The sequence below is a fragment of the Vagococcus sp. genome (assembly GCF_052102835.1).
Lineage (GTDB): Bacteria > Bacillota > Bacilli > Lactobacillales > Vagococcaceae > Vagococcus.
In genome coordinates, this window is the sequence record NZ_JBQEIL010000007.1 from 67,627 (window position 1) to 86,758 (window position 19,132).

A 19,132-nucleotide genomic window follows, 5' to 3' on the forward strand; every position below is an offset into this window, starting at 1 on the left:
TTGAAAGAAATAGAAATAAATTTGTTACGGTTATCTTAAAAATAAACGAAAAATGGAGAAGTCATTATGACAAAAAGTAAAAAGAAATTTCAATTTCCAAGTGCATATACCGTTATTATTATTGTATTACTGTTTGTACAAGCACTAACTTTTTTTATTCCATCTGGAAAATACAGTACATTGAGCTACAATGAAGCTAAAAAAGAATTTGTTATTACGGATTCAAAAGACAAGACGTCAGCGGAACCAGCAACACAAAAAACATTAGATCAATATAAAATTAATATTTCCATTGATAAATTTAAAGATGGTACCCTTTATAAACCAGTTGCTATTCCAAATAGTTATGAAAGAATAAAAAAACCGAAACGTGGTATTTTTGGCACGATTTCACAATTCTTAAATGTTCAGGTGAAAGGGTTGCTCGACAGTGTTGACATTATGATTTTTATTCTTATCATTGGTGGAGTTTTAGGGGTTGTGAATGCGACGGGTGCTATGAATGCAGGTATTCTACGCTTGTCTGAAAAACTAGATGGCAAACAAAAATGGTTAATTATCATTTTAATGGGCTTGATTGCATTAGGGGGGTCAACATTTGGTTTGGCTGAAGAAACATTGGCATTCTATCCGATACTCGTACCAATCTTCTTGATTGCAGGATACGATACACTGACTGCTGTCGCCACGATTTATCTTGGTTCGGCCATTGGTTCGATGAGTTCGACTATTAACCCATTCTCAACAGTGATTGCATCCAATGCGGCCGGGATTAGTTTCACTGACGGCATGCCCAGTCGTGTCATCATGTGGATCCTTTCAGTCGGCTTGGCGATGTTCTACACGATTCGTTATGCAGAAAGAGTAAGAAAAGACCCCAGTAAGTCACTAGTGGTCGAAGAAATGAAAGACCCAAGTATGGCTCAATTTAAGATTGATAAAGAAAAAGACGGCCAGTTTACCATGCGCCAAAAATTAACACTCTTGATTTTTGCAGCTGGTTTTGTCGTCATGATTTACGGAGTACAACAATTGGGTTGGTACTTCACTGAAATTACGGTTGTATTCTTAGCAGTACTCTATATTTTAGCGTTAACAGCGGGCTTAAAAGAAACAGTCTTTGTTGATAGTTTTGTTTCAGGCGCAGGTGATTTACTTGGAGTAGCTTTCACGGTTGGACTGGCTCGTTCGGTTGGTATCGTTATGGAAACAAGCTTTGTGAGTGATACCATCATGAACTTCTTCAGTAATTTGATTAGCAATATGAACAGTGTCCTTTTTATTACGGTTCTCTTTTTTGTTTACTGTATCTTGGGGCTCTTTATTCAATCTTCATCTGGTTTAGCGGTCTTATCAATGCCGATTATGGCACCTCTTGCGGATGTTGTAGGGATTGATCGTTCGATTATTATTAACGCTTATAATTGGGGTCAAGGTTTAATTGGTTTGATTGCGCCAACAGGTTTAATTTTAGTTTCCCTTGCGATGGTCAATATTGGGTTTGATAAATGGTTGAAATTTGTCATGAAACTCCTCGTAATGACCGTTATCCTCATCTTGATAATGCTTGTCGCCAATGTTTTACTTTTATCATAAAAATTAAAAAAGGAACAAAATCTTTTTTAGATTTTGTTCCTTTTTTTTTGAGCTTTTTGGTTTGCCCTATTTTATAAATATTTCGGATTTAATATTTTTATAATTAATAAGATTTTTTATTTATGTCATTTATTTAGTTAGAAGAAGAAACCGACAATGGTTGCGGTCAGTAGACCAGCTAAAGTTCCTCCTAAAACTAATTTTAAAGAAAACTTAGCAACATCGCCTGTTTTGCTTTCATCGATGGATTTAATCGCCCCAGAGATAATCCCTAAAGTTCCAAAATTGGCAAAGCTGACTAAGTAGACGGAGATCATAGCAACTGACTTGGTTGATAATTGTGAAACAACGTCTGCTACGTCTCCCATGGCAACAAATTCATTGGTTAGTAATTTAGTCGCCATGATACTTCCGACAGTGACAATATCTTTTGAAGGAACCCCGATAATGTAAGCAATTGGAGCTAAGATATAGCCGACAATTTCAGTAAAAGATATGCCAATAATCGCTTCTAAGCCATTGTTTAAAAATGTGATGATGGCAATAAAACCAATCACCATAGCAGCGACAATAATCGCTAAGTTAAAGCCAGAACTGATATAATCACCAAGCATTTGAAAGAACGATTCTTTTTCTTTTGGTGTCTCATCAGTAGTGATTTCTGTTGTTTTAGTCTCTTTTGTATCGTAAGGATTCATTATTCCAGAGATAACTAAACCTGAAAGGAAGTTTAGAAAGACAGCAACAACGACATACTTGCCATCAATCATCTTCATATATGAGGCAAGCATTGCTGCACTTGCAGAGGACATGACACTCATACAAACGGTAAATAATTGTCTTGAATTCAATTTAGGAATAATATCTTTCAAGGTGATGAAAACTTGCGGAGAACCTAACAAAGTTGTAGCTACAGGAACATAGCTTTCGAGTTCTCCCATTCCAGTGATTTTATTGATAATCCAGCCAACCCATTTAATAACGAAAGATAAAATTCCTAGATAGTTTAGAATACCGATTAATGCTGAAATAAACACGAGTGGCATTAAAACATTTAGGAAGAAAACAGAAGCGCCACTTTCAATAGCAATACCTCCGAAAACAAAGTTTACTCCAGCCATTCCTTGGTCAATTAGCCAATTAAAAAAATTCGATACCCCAGAAAGGAGATTTAAACCAATATTTGTTTGTAAAAGTAAGAAGGTTGTTGTTAGTTGTAATAAAATCATGATGATAATATTTTTATAACGAATTCCTTTTCTTTGATAACTAAATGCTAAGGCCACTGCTGCAATAAACAGAAGAGCAATGATCCCACGAAAGACACTAATGATACTCATATTTTATATTCCCCTTTATCCAAACGTCTTTAAAGCATCCGCAACAACTTCAGGTGTTAGTTTAAATGGACTATTTTGTGCAAAGCGCTCATTTAAAACAAGTTCACTTAATTCTTGAAGGCTTGCTTGTGAGATATTTAGAGTTTCAAAAGAAGGAAGTCCTAATGTAATATCTCTAAAGTTTTTATATTCTTTAGCAACAGTGTCTCCAAGGTCAATATCTGTAGTATTTGCTGGAAAATTCATGTTTAGAATGTTCCCAATTTCTCTAATTTTATTCGGTTTTACTTCGGCTGTTAATTTTAAAGTAGTAGGTAGTGAATAAGCACAAGCCATTCCATGTGGCATGTTTAATTTAGCACCCACGACGTGCGCTAGTGAGTGACCAAAATGTGTTCCCCCGTTATTCAAGACCCAACCGCCAAGAGCAGAAGCTACCATCATTCGTTCTCTGGCTTCTAAGTCGTTAGGATTATTGACAGCACTTGGTAAATATTTAACAACTAAAAACATAATCTTTTCACAGATAGCATCAATGATTGGACTTGATAAATTAGAAGTATAAGCTTCTGCCGCATGCGAAAACACATCTAATCCAGTCATGATCGTCATGTTTTTAGGAACAGTTAGTGTTAAATTAGGATTAAGTAATGCATATTCACTAACGGCATTATCGGATAAGACGGCTAGTTTTTCATGTGTTTCTGTATCTGTTATTACTAAAGCGTTGGAAAGCTCACTTCCAGTACCAGATGTTGTTGGTATTGAAATTAAACCATAACAACGAGAAGTAACGATTTTATCAAAAACGTATTCCTTTATTTTACCACCATTGAGACGGACGATATTAATACCTCTGGCCGCATCGATGACGCTACCGCCACCGATAGCCACGACAGAATCGCATTTGTTTTCTAAAAAGAGCTGTGCCCCGGTATCTATCAATTCTATTGGTGGGTCAGGAACGACGTCACTATAAATAAAGTGTTCAATTCCTTGTTTGGTTAGTTCAGTGAGTGTTTCTTTAATGATGGGTGAGTTTAGTAAAAAGTTATCAATAACAATCATCGGCTTTGAGTAATTGTTATGATTTAAGATCTCGATTAGATTTTTCTTAATATCATAAGTAACCAATACTTTTACTTTTTGTTCTAATTTAAAATTCATTTAAAGTTCCCCTTTATTTTAGACCTAGCTCTTTCGATACTTCTTGAGCTTTGCGACAAAATTCTTGAACCTTGGGAATGTCTTTTTCAATTACACCATCTTTGAATTTGAAAGATGTTTTTGAAAGCGAGTCAACACCATAAGGCTTAATCTTACGAATGCAGTCTTCAACATTATCTGGGCCAAGACCACCAGCAATAATGACTGGTATTTTAACTTTTTCAACAATTTCAAGGTCGATATTCCAATCATGTGTTTCTCCACTTGCACCAATGCCTGTATCAGCGGCTAAACCAGTATCTGTTAATAAATAATCACAATATTTAGCATATTTAATGGCACGGTCGACAGCACCAGGACCATCAACTAAGACAGCTTGCATTAATTCCATTCCAGGGCATTCTTTGTGTAAACGATCTGCAAAAGCTTGGTCAGAGGTATAATCCATTCCAGCGATGTGAACGATATCTGGATTTAATGTTTTAAGAATGAAGAACATTTCTTCAACATCTTCGTTTAACATAATCGCAATTGATTTTACCCCACGTTTTTTTGCTTCAGCATAAATTTTAGTAACTACATCAAAAGGAACACGATGAGCAGGTACGCCGCCATTCTGCATCGGAACTAAACCAATATGATCAGCACCGGCCTCCATTACTTGAACCGCTTCATTATAATTAACAATTGAATAAATTTGAGTTTTTACCATTTTCCATTCTCCTTAATACTATTTATTTAGTGACTACTTCTGCCACATTTTCTTGTGCTCTGAGGATAATATTTCGAACACTTAATTCTGGGGAAACTGCACAAGGTGACTCTAAATTAATACTTGCTGCCGCTTGTGTAAAGAGCCCGACTTCTTTTAGAGGTAAGGCATCTCCATAGCTAAATCTAGACCAAACGATTGTAGCCATTGAGCAATCACCAGCCCCATTGGTACTAACAATCTTTTTAGCAAGAGGTTTAACAAGAGCAACTTCACCATTTCTTGAACACAAGATGCCTTGAGCTCCTAATGAAACAAAGACATTTTTCAGGCCTTTTTCATTAAGAATTTGAGCAGCCTTACGAGCGCTATCTTCATCAATGACTTTGACACCTGTTAAGATTTCGACTTCATGTTCGTTGGGCTTCAATGTATCGATTTGACCTAAAATATTTTCTATTCGATCGACTTTAGCAACTGAAACAGGATCGATAAAAATCGGTGCAGTTACATTTTGTGCAAGCCATTCGATTGCTTCTTTTGAAATGTTGCAATCAATGACAACAATTTTAGCTTGGTTAATGAAATCAAGACGTTCCTTTAAAAATTCAGGAGTAATATATTTGATAATATTCATGTCATTGATTGCTGTGACTAGATCCCCTTTGTCATCGTTAACGTATAAATAGATCGAGTTGCCTGTCCTATCGATACACTTCGAATACTCAAGATTCATGTTGTTTTTTTCACATTCAGTTTTCGCAATATGCCCAAAGTTATCGTCACCATAAACACTAATTAGATAGGTTGGTATTTCTAATTTTGTTAGATTATGCGAGATGTTTTGTCCCACCCCACCTACATTAATTGATACTTGACCAATATTTGAATCTTTTTCTCGATAATTTGGACCTGAAAGACCTGCAATGTCGACATTTAATCCACCAATCACAACGACATATTCTTTTTCCAAAAAATTCCACCATCCTTTACTATAGGAAAAGTATCAAAAATTTATTTTAATATTTGATAACGTTTCCTTTGATGTCACTAACTATACGATGCTCCTTCTCTTTTTGTAAACAATATTTCAAAAACTAAACGTTTGTTTATAAAGGATTTTATTAAACTAATGGTTATTATATAAAATAATGTTTGTTCTTGATTTTTATAAACTAATGATTAGGACAATTTTTTACTTTTTAATAAGAACATCTGTCTAGGTAATATTTAATTAAGTAAAAATTGTATGGTAAAATAGAGGTATGATTTTTTTAGGAGGATAAGATGACTTCAAGAGAACTTGAAATTTTAAATATAATAAAAGAAAACCCGTTAATATCACAAGATGAGTTAGCTTTCATGCTAGGAATTACTCGTTCTGGTGTTGCGGCTCACATCCATAACTTAATGAAAAAGGGCTATATCAAAGGAAAAGGCTATGTGCTAAATAATCTAAGTTTTGTCACCGTCATTGGAGGCATTAATATTGATATTATGGGGTTATCTTCTGAGAAATTAATTAGTAATAATTCCAATCCGGGTAAAATCAATTTCACATTAGGAGGAGCAGGGCGGAATATTTCATTGGTTTTAACAAAGCTAAATATTCCCAATTATTTAATCTCTGTTTATGGAGATGATATGAATGGTGAAAAATTTGTTAATAATAGCAAAGAAAATAATATGGATATTCAATGTTGTGAAAGGATAGCGAACGAGCACACCTCAACTTTTTTATATATTGATGATGCGAGCGGTAAGAAAATTCTGGGCATTGATGATATGGATATCTACAAAAAAATGACCCCTTCTTTTGTTATGAAATATATTGATAAAATTAATGCTTCAAAATACTGTGTCATTGATACTAATATCCCGGTCGAAACTTTTGATTATATTTATAAAAATGTCACGACACCAATCGTTATCAAAACGACGTCCATCAATAAAAACTTTAGATTAATTAGTCCCAATCAACAGATTCATACATTAATTGCAACACCAGCAGAATTAAAGGAGTTGCTTAATTTTTATGGTGAGCACTATGTTGATTTAGAAACGGCAATGGCTTTTATGTTGACTAAAAACATTGAAAATATTATTGTTTTTTCTATCAGTGAAGGTCTATTCTTTTTAAATCGTAATGAAAAAATTTATTTGAAAAAAGTTCCGAATGAGATTGTTAATACAAATGGAGTGAGTGCTGTTTTAACCGGCGTCTATGTTTGGGGCTTACAAAATTCGATCGATTGGGAAAAAAACTTGCGATTAGCGTATAGTGCTGCAATTTTATCGATGAAGAGTAATGAATCAGTGAATCACTTGATTTCAACAGAAGAAATTATTTCTAAAGAAAAAACGTTGTTTAATAAACGTGGTTAAAAAAGTAGTTCTTTGTATGTCTCGTTTTTAATCACTTCCTTAAAATAAATTCTGGCAATTATCAGGATGATTATTTTAGGGTTTTTTATTATAAAGGCGAACTTTCAAATAATGAGTGTAATATTTTGTTAAATAAACTTTAAACTATGTTAACCCGTTACTAAAATTGATATAATGGTCTCGGAAATCTTTAATTTAGTAAGTAGTTGAAGTATACTTAAAAGATACTAGTAAAACTGGTCGTTTTTTAAGATCAGGCTAATAAAACCGAACTAAAAACGGAGGATTTAATTATGTGTGGCTTTGTAGGATATATTAATCAAGAAATGATAGCATCAGATACAATTAAAAAAATGGCAGACCGAATTGCACATCGTGGTCCGGATGATGAAGGATTTTATCAGGATGATTTTATCTCAATGGGATTTCGTCGTTTATCAATCATTGATTTAGACCATGGTAGTCAGCCAATGACCAACCAAGATGATACGAAAGTATTAACATTTAATGGTGAAATTTATAATTATCAAGAATTACGTGAAGAATTAAAAGAAATGGGTTATGTCTTTAAAACGTCTGTGGATTCAGAAGTTTTAATTCATGGTTATGATGCATGGGGAGAAGGGTTATTAGACCGTATTCGTGGCATGTATGCTTTTATTATTTATGATAAAAGCAATCAAGAAGTTTTTGGAGCAAGAGACCATTTTGGTATAAAACCACTTTATTACTATAAAGACGACGCAACCTTTATGTGGGCATCTGAAATCAAAGGTTTTTTAGATCATCCCTCATTTGTTAAAGAATTAAATGAAGAGTTGCTACCGATTCATTTGAGTTTTGAGTATATCCCAAGTGATGAAACGTTATTTAAAAATGTTTTTAAATTAAATCCAGGTCATTCATTTAAATATAAAGCTGGAAAATTATCGATTAATGAATATTACCATTTTAAATTTGATACGGATGAAAGCATTACGATGGAAGAAGCAAAACAACAAATTATTGAAACTGCCGATGCTTCTGTGAAAAAACACATGATTGCTGATGTTGAAGTGGGAAGCTTTTTATCAAGCGGGATTGATTCTAGTTACATTTTAAATGAAGCCTCTCAAGATCGTGACATCCAATCGTTCTCATTAGGTTTTTCAGATGAAAAAATTAGCGAGTTAAGTTGGGCACAACAGTTTGCAGAAGAAATCAAACAAAAAAACACACCAATTATGATTGATGATCATGACTTTTTCGATATTATTCCAACAGCGATGTATTATATGGATGAACCATTGTCTAATCCATCTGCTATTCAACTTTATTTCTTATCAAAAGAAACGAGAAAACACGTAAAAGTGGCGTTGTCTGGTGAAGGTGCTGATGAATTCTTTGGTGGTTATAATACATATTTAGAAGCGGATACTTTTGCAAAATATCGTAAATTTACGACAAAAAATATGCGTAAAGTATTGGCTCAAACGGCCAAACGTTTGCCTCACTTCCATGGTCGACGTTTCCTAATTCGTGGCGCTCAATCGTTAAGTGAACGCTATTATCGTGTAAACTATGTCTTTAATGAAGCAGAGCGAGATGAGTTATTATTAAATACAAAATATAATCATCCTTCTTCAGAATATGTTAAGGGAATGTTTAATGAAGTCAAGGGTCAAGACGATGTTACCCAAATGCAACATTTTGATATTCATGGTTGGTTAGCTTATGATATCTTACATAAAGCCGATCGAATGAGCATGGCGAATTCGTTAGAGGTTCGGACCCCTTTAGTTGATAAAGAAGTGGCTGAAATCGCGAAAAAATTACCAGTTAATACTCGCGTGAGAGATGGCGTGACGAAAGCGGCTTGGCGTGAAGCATCCGAAGCTAAGTTACCAGAACGAATTGTTAATCGTGAAAAACTAGGCTTCCCATCTCCTTTAGCAACTTGGTTAAAAGAAGATAAATACCAAGCTATGTTAAAAGAAGCATTTAATTCAGACATTGCGAAAAAATTCTTTAATACTGCTTACTTAAATCGTTTGTTAGAAGAACAAAAACAGGGTATTGCAAATATGCAAAAAATATTTACAATCTATACCTTTATTAAGTGGTATCAAGTGTACTTTATTGAAAACAAATAATAAAAGGAGATAGATGATAATGACGATGAAAAAGGAATTTATTCCTGTTTTATTAGGTGGCGACTTAAACCTTTATGGGATGGCGCGTTCATTTAATGAAATGACAGAAAAACCGGTAAAAGTAATCGCAAGTGCCTCACTTGCTCCAACGCAACATTCAAAAATTTTAGATTTAGAAATTGTACCTGATTTTGATACAGATCCAACTTTCATCACTACGATGAGAGAGGTGGCTAAACGTTATCAAGACGTGGGTGTTCCGGTAGTTCTAATGGGAATGGGTGACTGGTATACAGAGTTAATATCAAAACATTTAGACGAATTATCAGAAACATTTGTATGTCCGTATATTGATAAAAAACTTGAAAAAAAATTAGTGAATAAGCAAAGCTTTTATGATGTTTGTGAGCAATACAATTTACCTTATCCTAAAACACAGATTGTTACTAAGGAGATGGCTGATAGTGATCAAGCTCAAAATCCTTTTGGGTATCCCATTGCTTTGAAACCAGCTAATAGTGTGTCTTGGAATGATTTTGAAGATCCGATTAAAGAAAAAGTTTATATTATTCAAGAACAATCTGAGTATGAACGAATCGTAAAAGGGATTTACCAAGCGGGGTATTTGGAGAATATGGTCTTACAAGAGTTTGTTGAGGGTGATGAAAGTCCAATGCGTGTTTTAAACGTTTATGTGGATAAACATCATCAAGTTAAGATGATGTGCTTAGGACACCCGCTATTAGAAGACCCAACGCCATTAGGTATTGGGAATTATTTAGCCATCATGCCTGATTATGATGAAGAAATTTTTGAAAAAGTGAAGTATTTCTTAGAAGATATTAAATACACAGGATTTGCTAATTTTGATTTAAAATATGATATTAAAGATCAAACGTTTAAATTCTTTGAAATCAATTTGCGTCAAGGACGCAGTAGCTTTTTTGTGACTTTAAATGGCTTGAACTTGGCAGAATGGGTCGTCAGAGATTATATCTATGACGATCTGAAAGAGAGCGCCCCTGTTTTTAGTCATATTCCTGAAGAGGAAGGTCAATTGTGGTTAAACATTCCAATTGATATTTTTAATCGTTATGTTCCCAATACCAAATATAAAAAGCAAGCCCAACGAATGATTAGAGAAAAACGTTATGGCTATACTTTTTATTACGAAGGGGATAAAAGTTTTAAACGTTTCTTATTAATGCAACGCATGTTCCACTATTATCGTCGTGAATTTAAAAAATATGGAAAAAGAGTGGTGTAGTTGATGAAGTCATTTTTTACGGTCATTGGTGGAATGGGAACGATGGCAACAGAACTTTATATCAAAATGATTAATCGTAAAACACCGGCAACGAAAGATCAAGAATACTTGGATTATATTTTAATTAACTATTCAACGATTCCTGATCGTAGTAGTTATATTATGAATCCTGAAAAAAATGCCAATCCATTGCCTTGTTTAGTGGATGTTTTAGAAAAACAAAGTGTGTTAGAACCTGATTTTTTTGTTTTGACATGTAATACAGCTCATTATTTCTATCAAGAATTGACACAAGCAACGCCGATTCCGATTTTACATATGCCTGCTTTAGCTGTGGAGGCGATTGATGCGCCACGCTCAAAAACAACACGTGTTGGAATTATTGGGACGGAAGGGACCATTAAGAACCGAATTTATGATCCTTTTATTGAAGAAGCTGGTTTTACGGCAGTTCATCCCTCAAAGGAGATTCAGGCTAAGGTGAGTCGTCTGATTTTTAATAAAATCAAAGAACAAAATGATTTAGATGTTTCTCTTTACTATGAAATTTTAGATGAAATGTTTACTGACTTCAATTGTGATGTTTTATTACTAGGTTGTACTGAATTATCTCTAGTTGAAGACAAACAGCCTTACTTAAAAGGAGAAGTGATTGATCCACAAAATATTTTAGCAGATCGAACAGTGGCTTTGGCCTTGGAAAAAAGAGGCTAATCTTATAGCTTAAAAAAATAAATCTACCAAATTTTTCATTTGGTAGATTTATTTTTATTAATTCTTATAGATAATAGACAAACATGCCAACTAAACCAAAAAGATAGAGGACGACCTCTTTTTTTTGAGCATTTCTTGATTTAGCAAAAAAGAACAAAGCAATCATATTACTGGCACTAAAACTAATAAATTTCCAAAGAATAAGATCCCCTTGTTTAAACTGACGATAAAGCAAATAATAAAGAGCAATCAAACAAAGAAAAGATAAAATCAAGAACCACGTTTGTTTAGATAAAAAGGAGTACATGCCCTGGGTTAAAATAGTTAAAAGTAAAATTAAAAAGAAGGAAAAGATGAAGGGCTGAATTTGTTTAAAGTCATAGTTAAAAGGATAACTAATTGTCAGCATCTGATTAAAAACAACCCCTTTAAAAAGGGCATTGGTTAAAGAATAAAAAATAGAATCAATGTAGAAGAACTGTTTTAGAAAGATCAGCAACTGAAAAAGTTCATACGCTATAAAAATAAAGACAAAGAGAAAAGTCGTTTGCTTGATAATCATTAAAATTAAAAACCCACTAATAATTACTTTTAAAGCATAAATCGGAATAGGAATCGAATGGCCTTTTTTATAGGATGCTTTTCCAAAAACTTGGAAAAAGTCACTGAGTAAAAGATAAACAATCATGTAAGGTAAAATCATTGGGCCTTGACTATTTTCTCTAAAGTAAAGATAACCAGGAAGTAAAGACAATGCTGTTTGTAAAGTCGTTACTAAAAGCGCAAATCCCAAGTATGAAAAAGAGCGTTTTCGCGTCATTTTTTTCCCCCTTATCTTATCGTCTCTATTTATGATAGGAAAAGTTAATTGAAAGGTCAAGAATTTTCGGAATATATTTTAAAATCATTCTAAAAATGAAGGGTAATTTAGTTAGAGACTTGCATTTTTTAGTCATGGATAAGGCATAAAAGGTGAGATTGTTCCAAAGGTGAATTTGGTTAAGTTTTGAAGAAAGAGGTTTTCTCTAAAATAATGAGTTGATGATTTTCAGCTAAACTAGGGGATAATGGGTCTTATCTATGATGTTATTTGTTGTAAATTAAGTAGGCTAATATCTTAATTTCTGTTATACTAGCCGTGGTGCAAGATTCCCGATAGGATTTACGTCAGATTTGTAAAGATTCCTTGTAACCGAAAAAATACCTCAGGGGGAATAACAGAATGAAAGAAAAAAAATTATTTACATCAGAATCAGTTTCAGAAGGCCATCCAGATAAAGTAGCCGATCAAATTAGTGACGCGATTTTAGATGCGATCTTAGCTAAAGATCCGAATGCTCGTGTGGCTTGTGAAACATCCGTGACTACAGGACTTGTCCTTGTTTTTGGAGAAATTACAACAACAGCTTATGTTGATATTCAAAAAGTGGTTCGCCAAACGATTAAAGAGATTGGGTACACTCGTGCGAAGTATGGGTTTGATGGGGACACTTGTGCAGTGATGGTAGCGATTGATGAACAGTCACCTGATATTGCTCAAGGTGTTGATGAAGCATTAGAGAAAAAAGAAGGTCAGACGGAGGCATCTGATATAGGTGCAGGTGATCAAGGGTTAATGTTTGGTTTTGCGATTGATGAAACACCCGAATTAATGCCATTACCGATTGCATTAAGCCATCGGATTACTCAAAAATTAGCTGAATTACGTAAAACGGATCGCCTTGACTACTTACGTCCGGATTCTAAATCACAAGTGACGGTCGAGTACGATGAACAAGGAAAACCAATTCGTGTCGATACCATTGTCATTAGTACGCAACATGATGAAGAAGTAACACTCGAAACGATCCAAAAAGATATGAAAGAGCTAGTCATCAATGAGGTGATTCCAACGCAATTATTAGATGAAGACACCCGCTATTTTATTAATCCAACAGGACGTTTTGTCATTGGGGGCCCTCAAGGTGATTCTGGCTTGACAGGTCGTAAAATTATTGTCGATACTTATGGTGGGTTTGCTCGTCATGGTGGAGGCGCTTTTTCAGGAAAAGATGCAACGAAGGTGGATCGTTCGGCAAGTTATGCTGCTCGTTATATTGCTAAAAATATTGTAGCAGCAAAATTAGCCACAAAATGTGAAGTTCAGTTGGCTTATGCCATTGGTGTTGCTCAACCAGTTTCAATTGCAGTCGATACTTTTGGTACAAGTGAATTTAGTGAAAGTCAATTAATTAAAGCTATTCGTGAGCATTTTGACTTATCACCGCAAGGGATTATTGAAATGTTAGATTTACGTCGCCCAATCTATCAGAAAACGGCTGCTTATGGTCATTTCGGTCGTGAAGATGAAGATTTTACATGGGAGAAAACGGATAAAATTGCTGCACTACAAACAAGTTTAGCGCAATAGATTAACCAATGATCCTGACAAGTTTTTTTACTTGTGAGGGTCTTTATTTTGTAAGGAGGAAATTATGACAAAGAAAAGAGAAACAAATGTAAGGATTGTCACCATTTGTGTGTTTATTGCCACATTTATGACAGCGATTGAGGGCACGATTATTTCGACAGCGATGCCAACGATTGTCGGGTCACTTAAAGGGATTAATATTATGAACTGGGTTATATCCATTTATTTATTAACGAATGCGATGATGACACCCATTTATGGTAAATTAGCAGATAAAATTGGGCGAAAACCAGTTTTTATGGTTGGAATTTTAATTTTCATTATTGGATCTGCTTTATCAGGGATTAGTCAAAATATGATTCAGTTGATTATTTTTAGAGCGATTCAAGGGATTGGGGCCGGTTCGATTGTACCAGTTTCTTTGACGATTATTGCTGATTTATACCCGATTGAAAAGCGAGCAAATATACTAGGTTTGAATAGTGCAGCTTGGGGGATTGCTAGTATCGTTGGTCCTTTAGCTGGCGGTTTTATTGTTGATTATGTTGGTTGGCATTGGATTTTCTTGATTAATGTACCGATTGGTTTAGTATTAATGCTATTATTCTGGATTTATATGATAGAAGATGATTTTGAAATTGATAAAGGGCCAGTTGATTATCTCGGTAGTGTGATTCTAGTGGTGATGCTAATGTCACTTCTATACGGATTTCAAACCATTAGTGACGGTTTTAGTTTTATTACGATCATATCATTTGCCAGTTTCTTCTTGGCATTATATTTATTTATTCGAACAGAAAAACGTGTGCCAGACCCAATTATCTCATTAGATTTATTTAAGAACAAAACGTATGTGATTGTGAATTTAATTGCGGCTTTAATTAGTGGTTTCCTAATGGGGGTAGAAGTCTATATTCCAATGTGGATGCAAGGGGTTGCGGGGACAACAGCTACAATTGGTGGGATTGTTTTAGCACCGATGTCTGTAATTTGGATGTTTGGATCATTCCTAGGTGGTAAAATCATGAATAAATTTAATAATCGTCAAATTATTTTAATGGGCTTATTACCGATTTTAATGGGTGGGATTTTCCTTGTTTTAGTTACAGAAACGACACCTTATAGTACCTTTTTAATTTTTTCAGCTATTTTTGGTGTTGGTTTTGGTTTAACCATGACAATCTTAACTGTTTTAGCACAATCAACAGTGGAATCACATCATATGGGAGTTGCAACGTCAATTTTTACGCTTTCTAGAACAGTGGGACAAACGATTATGATTTCAGCTTTTGGTTTAGTTTTAAATAGCACGATGGACAAAGGCTTAGTAGCTAAAGAAAGTTTAGGTGCAAACAAAGGAATGATGAATAAACTAATTAATCCACACACAGCAAACGAGCTGCCAAGTGAGTTAATTGGTGATTTGAGAAATATCTTATCAGGAAGTATTCACAATGTTTTTCTAGTCGGAGTGTGTCTAGTTGTGATTGCTTTGGTTTTAAATCAATTCCAGAAAAAAGTAAGTTTAAAATAATAAAATAAAGAGTGAGGACTCCTGAGAATAGTGAACTTAACTATCTTAGGGGTTTTTTTATAATGGACATTAAGTATGGTGCGGCTGATGTACGTCACATTGAGTTCCTCTATTTGTCCACAAGGGGGTTGATAGTTAATCGACATATTGAGAGAATAGTAAGAGTAACCTTAGAGAATAGTAAAAAATAACAACAAAAAAGAAAACGCTTCCAAAACAGTGTTACTATTACTTTGATACAAAATGAACGAGGAGGATGGAAAATGAGAAATAAAAGTAAATCGTGTCAGGTACTAGGGAGCTTATTAGTTTGTACGATTGTATTAGGGGGTGGACAATTATCTTTTGCGGCTGAAGAGGGAAAAATAGCTTTTTCTAATAAAGAAAATAAAGAATCCAATGTCATATCACTCACAGACAAACAGGCTTTTGAAGCGACAGTAGAACTTCCTGGGCAATCAAAAGCTGATTTAGATAAGCTAGTTAAAAATGTAACATGGAAATTATCACGTGATGAAGGAATTCAGGACAAGAAAGAATTTCCCCATCAATATCTAGGAGATGATCTATCTAAGTGGCAAACATTTCCAGTGACCGTTGACGAAGAAACGAGTTATCCTTCCATACCTTTCTTTAAAGATATTAAAACAACGGTGGACCAAGATAAAATAAAATTAACCTTTAATACTGAGTATATGTATGGCGTCAATGGGATTGACGGTCGGGCACGTGCTCAGATTAGAAATTCACTCTTAGATTATACGGGAACTTACGAGTTAGAGTTGGTAGATAGTAAGGAGGTTTTGGCGAAAACAAAGGTCGAGGTGAAACCGTACGAGAATTATCATTTATATGAAGGCCTAGATCAATCCCTGTTAGATTATGCTAAAATAGCGAATGAAAAAGGGATTTATGCAGAAGTCAAAGAATTTGGAACAACAGCCCAAGGACGGCCAATGCAAGCTCTATTTATCGCTGATTCTAAAAAATCGATTGAAGACTATCAAAAATTAAATAAAGAAGCGATGCAAGATCCAAAAAAAGTCTTAAAAGAAGTGGAGTCTGGTAAGGCTTCCTATAAAGTTCCGATTGTTTATAGTAATATCCATTCGGATGAAAACCCAGGTGTTGATGCAGTGATGGAATTTACAAAAGAATTCGTTGATAAAGCAGACAGTCAAATTCCTTATCGAACAATCACAGAGTTAACACCAGAAGGTAAAAAACAGGTAGAGAAAGAAAAAACAGACCGCGGTGTTAAATGGTCAGAAATGATTCAAGATAAAGGCGTAACGGGGGTTGGTTATATTCGTGATGGGGTGAAAAGCGAAGAACACCCAGATGATCCTGACGCAGCTGCTAATTTAAGTGAAGAGCAATTAAACCAATTTTATGAAATTGAAGATACAGATGCCAACGTTAAAGAGATGCTAGAAAATGTCTTCTTTATATTAGTTCCATCTGAAAATGCTGATGCTCATGCAGTCAATGTCCGAACGAATGGAAATGGTTTTGATTTGAATCGTGACAATACTTATCAAGTTCAACCAGAAACACAAGCGATGACTCAATTAATTGCTGAATGGAATCCAGTTAACTTATATGAAATTCATGGGTTTTACAATCAATTTCAAGTAGAACCTTGTTCTCCAACGCATGATCCTAACGTTGAATATGATTTGTTTATTGAAAATGCCTTGAAACAGGGAGAAGCTTTTGGAGCGACAGCCATTGTTAATAATGACTCGATTAATAGTTTCCAAATGCCTATGCGTGATTATTTGAAGAAAAATGAAGAGGGAATTTTTGAATGGGTACCTTTTGATGATATGTCAACGAGTTATACACCACAGTATTCATTCCTACATGGTGCAGCTGCTTATACTGTAGAAGTTCCCTATGGTAATGAAGATGCTGTACAGGCAGTCAAATATGCGTTAGTTAATAATGGTAAATATGTTGGTGATAACAAACAAGCCTTTTATGGAAATCAACTAAAAGGATGGGTTCGTGGTGTTGATAACGAAGATGCCGAATCAATTCGCCCTTATTATGTGAGTCAAACAGATGAAATTGGTAAAGAAGCTGATGTCTTTAGGAAAAAGCATGAAGAGAATGATAACTTCTTCCCAGAGTATTATGTAATTCCAACAGACTCAAAAAATCAGAGAAACCGTCAAGCCACTTCAGAAATCGTAACTTATTTATTAAGAAATGATGTCCAAGTGAAAGAGCTTAATAAAGAAACAAAAATCAATGAGCAAACCTATCCTAAGGGAACGATGGTTGTAGATATGCACCAACCGAAGCGTAATATGGCCAATGCTGTTTTATATGATAATGTGGTGATTGAAAATTGGACGTCACTTTATTCAGAACCATTGACTGCATTCGCAGACTTGCGAGGGTTCTCAATGGATGTTATTACGAAAAAAGAGGCCATTCCACAAGAATCAATGACAGTCATTGAAGAATTTAAACCATTGAAATCAGAAGTTACAGGAGAGGGAAGTTATTTAGTTTTAGATAATAATTCAATTCATGCGGTTCAAGCGGTTAATCAATTGATTAAAGATAAACAAAAGGTAAGCATGATTGAATCGGGAGATTATATCGGTGACTTCTTGATTTCTGAAGAAGCCTTTGATCAAGTCAAAGATGATTATATTCTTCATGCCCTCAAAGTTAAAAAATTACCAGAAGCAAAAGAAATTAAAAAATCACCAAAAGTTTATATTCCTGGTAAAGAACCTGCTTTTATGGTGAAAGAAGGAACAGATGAAGAATTTGGCTTAGATGGTTACTTTAACCGTTTAAATACGTCACTTAATTGGGATTTCTATGCCTTGAAAGAACAACTAAATTTTGATTTAGCTGATTCTGTTGAAGAGGCTGATGTTATCATCGGTAATCAACCATTGAATGAAACGGAAGAAAAAGCTGTTTTAGATGGTAAGCCTTATATCGCTTTAGGTTCTTATGCATCCGATAGCGTGAAGAATTTAAAATTAGGATTTGATTTTGAGCGTAGTGAAGATTTTGATTATGATGCACTAACGACAGTAGAATATATTGATGATAGCTTAGTTACTGCTAATTATAAAAAAGATAAAGATCAAATTATGTATGGTTATGGTGGTAATATGATTACCAAAACACCAAAAGATGCTAAAGTTTTAGTAAAGACAACGAAAGATGATTTGATTGAAGGCTTTATGTCAGCCGATCATATTAAGAAATACAAAGGCTCGACTCAAGTGGCTGAACTTAAAAATTCAGATGTCGACGTGTTAGTCTTTGCTAATTCAATTACAAATAAAGCCCATCAACAAGACGATTATCGTTATGTGGCGAATGCTCTATTTGCAAAAGAATTAGGAGATAAGACAGATAAGAAAGCACAACAAAAGAGTACAGGCACCCGTGCATTTATTATCGTAATCGTTGCGTTACTCGTGATAGCGGGTATCGGATATTTTAGAAAACGTGGGAAAGAGGAAAAAGGGGAGTAAATTTTTATAAAAAAACAGTTTTAAAATAAAAAAAGAATAATAAGAGAACGATAAATCCTTTTAATAAAAAGGACTTATCGTTCTCTTTTCTTATAAACGGACGATTGATAAACGTATTCGTCAATTGAGAATACATAAATCGTATATTAGTTCATTAAAAACGTTTTGAAGTATTGTATTTAGTTTTTGGGGTGGAGAAACCCTTTGATATTATGTATAATAGATTTAAGTATCTATCTATAAATATAAAAAATAGATGTTTTTGTTTGATAGTTTATTGTCGTCGTTATTAATTAGTAATTATTATCAAGAGATGATAATAATTTTTTTATAATCAATTACATGGAAAATGAGGGGAAGGGA

Annotated in this window: 13 protein-coding genes and 1 riboswitch; of the genes, 8 read left to right on the forward strand and 5 right to left on the reverse strand. The window is 34.3% G+C overall.

Annotation, left to right across the window (positions count from 1 at the left end; genetic code table 11):
- Positions 1-66: 66 nt before the first annotated feature.
- Positions 67-1,596 carry a YfcC family protein gene (locus ACTJFD_RS08345; protein WP_442260886.1) on the forward strand — a complete coding sequence of 510 codons (1,530 nt, stop codon included), beginning with the start codon at positions 67-69 and terminating at the stop codon, positions 1,594-1,596.
- A 137-nt stretch (positions 1,597-1,733) separates the two neighbouring features.
- Here ACTJFD_RS08345 and ACTJFD_RS08350 read toward each other — a convergent pair whose 3' ends face one another.
- From ACTJFD_RS08350 to ACTJFD_RS08365, 4 genes are read right to left on the reverse strand one after another with little or no spacing between them, the layout of a single operon-like run.
- On the reverse strand, positions 1,734-2,936 hold the full coding sequence (locus tag ACTJFD_RS08350) for a NupC/NupG family nucleoside CNT transporter (RefSeq protein ID WP_442260887.1): 1,203 nt from the start codon (positions 2,934-2,936) through the stop codon (positions 1,734-1,736).
- A gap of 15 nt (positions 2,937-2,951) precedes the next feature.
- A complete protein-coding gene (locus ACTJFD_RS08355; RefSeq protein ID WP_442260888.1) occupies positions 2,952-4,103 on the reverse strand; it encodes an iron-containing alcohol dehydrogenase in 1,152 nt (383 codons plus the stop codon).
- A 13-nt stretch (positions 4,104-4,116) separates the two neighbouring features.
- The gene (locus ACTJFD_RS08360) at positions 4,117-4,815 is read right to left on the reverse strand and encodes a phosphoribosylanthranilate isomerase (protein ID WP_442260889.1); all 699 of its coding nucleotides are present in this window, start codon (positions 4,813-4,815) and stop codon (positions 4,117-4,119) included.
- Between the two features lie 22 nt (positions 4,816-4,837).
- Positions 4,838-5,788 (reverse strand): PfkB family carbohydrate kinase, encoded by a 951-nt coding sequence (locus ACTJFD_RS08365; RefSeq protein WP_442260890.1) that lies wholly within the window; start codon positions 5,786-5,788, stop codon positions 4,838-4,840.
- 314 nt (positions 5,789-6,102) lie between these two features.
- Here ACTJFD_RS08365 and ACTJFD_RS08370 point away from each other — a divergent pair, with 314 nt between their 5' ends.
- The 4 genes from ACTJFD_RS08370 to ACTJFD_RS08385 all read left to right on the forward strand — a co-directional run bounded on the left by ACTJFD_RS08370 (position 6,103) and on the right by ACTJFD_RS08385 (position 11,313).
- Positions 6,103-7,200: a PfkB family carbohydrate kinase gene (locus tag ACTJFD_RS08370; RefSeq protein ID WP_442260891.1), complete on the forward strand. Its 1,098-nt coding sequence runs from the start codon at positions 6,103-6,105 to the stop codon at positions 7,198-7,200.
- Positions 7,201-7,493: 293 nt separating this feature from the next.
- Positions 7,494-9,332 carry an asparagine synthase (glutamine-hydrolyzing) gene (gene asnB, locus ACTJFD_RS08375; RefSeq protein WP_442260892.1) on the forward strand — a complete coding sequence of 613 codons (1,839 nt, stop codon included), beginning with the start codon at positions 7,494-7,496 and terminating at the stop codon, positions 9,330-9,332.
- A 19-nt stretch (positions 9,333-9,351) separates the two neighbouring features.
- Complete coding sequence (locus tag ACTJFD_RS08380; RefSeq protein ID WP_442260893.1) at positions 9,352-10,599, forward strand: carboxylate--amine ligase; 1,248 nt, start codon at positions 9,352-9,354, stop codon at positions 10,597-10,599.
- Between the two features lie 3 nt (positions 10,600-10,602).
- A complete protein-coding gene (locus ACTJFD_RS08385; RefSeq protein ID WP_442260894.1) occupies positions 10,603-11,313 on the forward strand; it encodes an aspartate/glutamate racemase family protein in 711 nt (236 codons plus the stop codon).
- 64 nt (positions 11,314-11,377) lie between these two features.
- On the opposite strand, the gene ACTJFD_RS08390 is transcribed toward ACTJFD_RS08385, so the two are convergent.
- Entirely contained in the window at positions 11,378-12,133 is a 756-nt protein-coding gene (locus tag ACTJFD_RS08390) for a hypothetical protein (protein WP_442260895.1), read from the reverse strand.
- Positions 12,134-12,449: 316 nt separating this feature from the next.
- Positions 12,450-12,538: riboswitch (SMK box riboswitch) on the forward strand.
- Here ACTJFD_RS08390 and metK point away from each other — a divergent pair.
- The 3 genes from metK (at position 12,536) to ACTJFD_RS08405 (ending at position 18,769) form a co-directional block, all read left to right on the forward strand.
- Positions 12,536-13,723, forward strand: a complete 1,188-nt coding sequence (gene metK / locus ACTJFD_RS08395; RefSeq protein WP_442260896.1) for a methionine adenosyltransferase — start codon at positions 12,536-12,538, stop codon at positions 13,721-13,723. Its footprint overlaps the riboswitch before it by 3 nt.
- 64 nt (positions 13,724-13,787) lie before the next feature.
- Complete coding sequence (locus ACTJFD_RS08400; protein ID WP_442260897.1) at positions 13,788-15,257, forward strand: MDR family MFS transporter; 1,470 nt, start codon at positions 13,788-13,790, stop codon at positions 15,255-15,257.
- A 263-nt stretch (positions 15,258-15,520) separates the two neighbouring features.
- Positions 15,521-18,769 carry a M14 family metallopeptidase gene (locus ACTJFD_RS08405; RefSeq protein ID WP_442260898.1) on the forward strand — a complete coding sequence of 1,083 codons (3,249 nt, stop codon included), beginning with the start codon at positions 15,521-15,523 and terminating at the stop codon, positions 18,767-18,769.
- Positions 18,770-19,132 lie beyond the last annotated feature (363 nt).

Coding starts and splice junctions, on each gene's coding strand:
- ACTJFD_RS08385 (WP_442260894.1), top strand. CDS start 10,603: ATGAAGTCATTTTTTACGGTCATTGGTGGAATGGGAACGATGGCAACA.
- ACTJFD_RS08345 (WP_442260886.1), top strand. CDS start 67: ATGACAAAAAGTAAAAAGAAATTTCAATTTCCAAGTGCATATACCGTT.
- ACTJFD_RS08380 (WP_442260893.1), top strand. CDS start 9,352: ATGACGATGAAAAAGGAATTTATTCCTGTTTTATTAGGTGGCGACTTA.
- ACTJFD_RS08355 (WP_442260888.1), bottom strand. CDS start 4,103: ATGAATTTTAAATTAGAACAAAAAGTAAAAGTATTGGTTACTTATGAT.
- ACTJFD_RS08405 (WP_442260898.1), top strand. CDS start 15,521: ATGAGAAATAAAAGTAAATCGTGTCAGGTACTAGGGAGCTTATTAGTT.
- metK (WP_442260896.1), top strand. CDS start 12,536: ATGAAAGAAAAAAAATTATTTACATCAGAATCAGTTTCAGAAGGCCAT.
- ACTJFD_RS08370 (WP_442260891.1), top strand. CDS start 6,103: ATGACTTCAAGAGAACTTGAAATTTTAAATATAATAAAAGAAAACCCG.
- ACTJFD_RS08350 (WP_442260887.1), bottom strand. CDS start 2,936: ATGAGTATCATTAGTGTCTTTCGTGGGATCATTGCTCTTCTGTTTATT.
- ACTJFD_RS08390 (WP_442260895.1), bottom strand. CDS start 12,133: ATGACGCGAAAACGCTCTTTTTCATACTTGGGATTTGCGCTTTTAGTA.
- ACTJFD_RS08360 (WP_442260889.1), bottom strand. CDS start 4,815: ATGGTAAAAACTCAAATTTATTCAATTGTTAATTATAATGAAGCGGTT.
- asnB (WP_442260892.1), top strand. CDS start 7,494: ATGTGTGGCTTTGTAGGATATATTAATCAAGAAATGATAGCATCAGAT.
- ACTJFD_RS08400 (WP_442260897.1), top strand. CDS start 13,788: ATGACAAAGAAAAGAGAAACAAATGTAAGGATTGTCACCATTTGTGTG.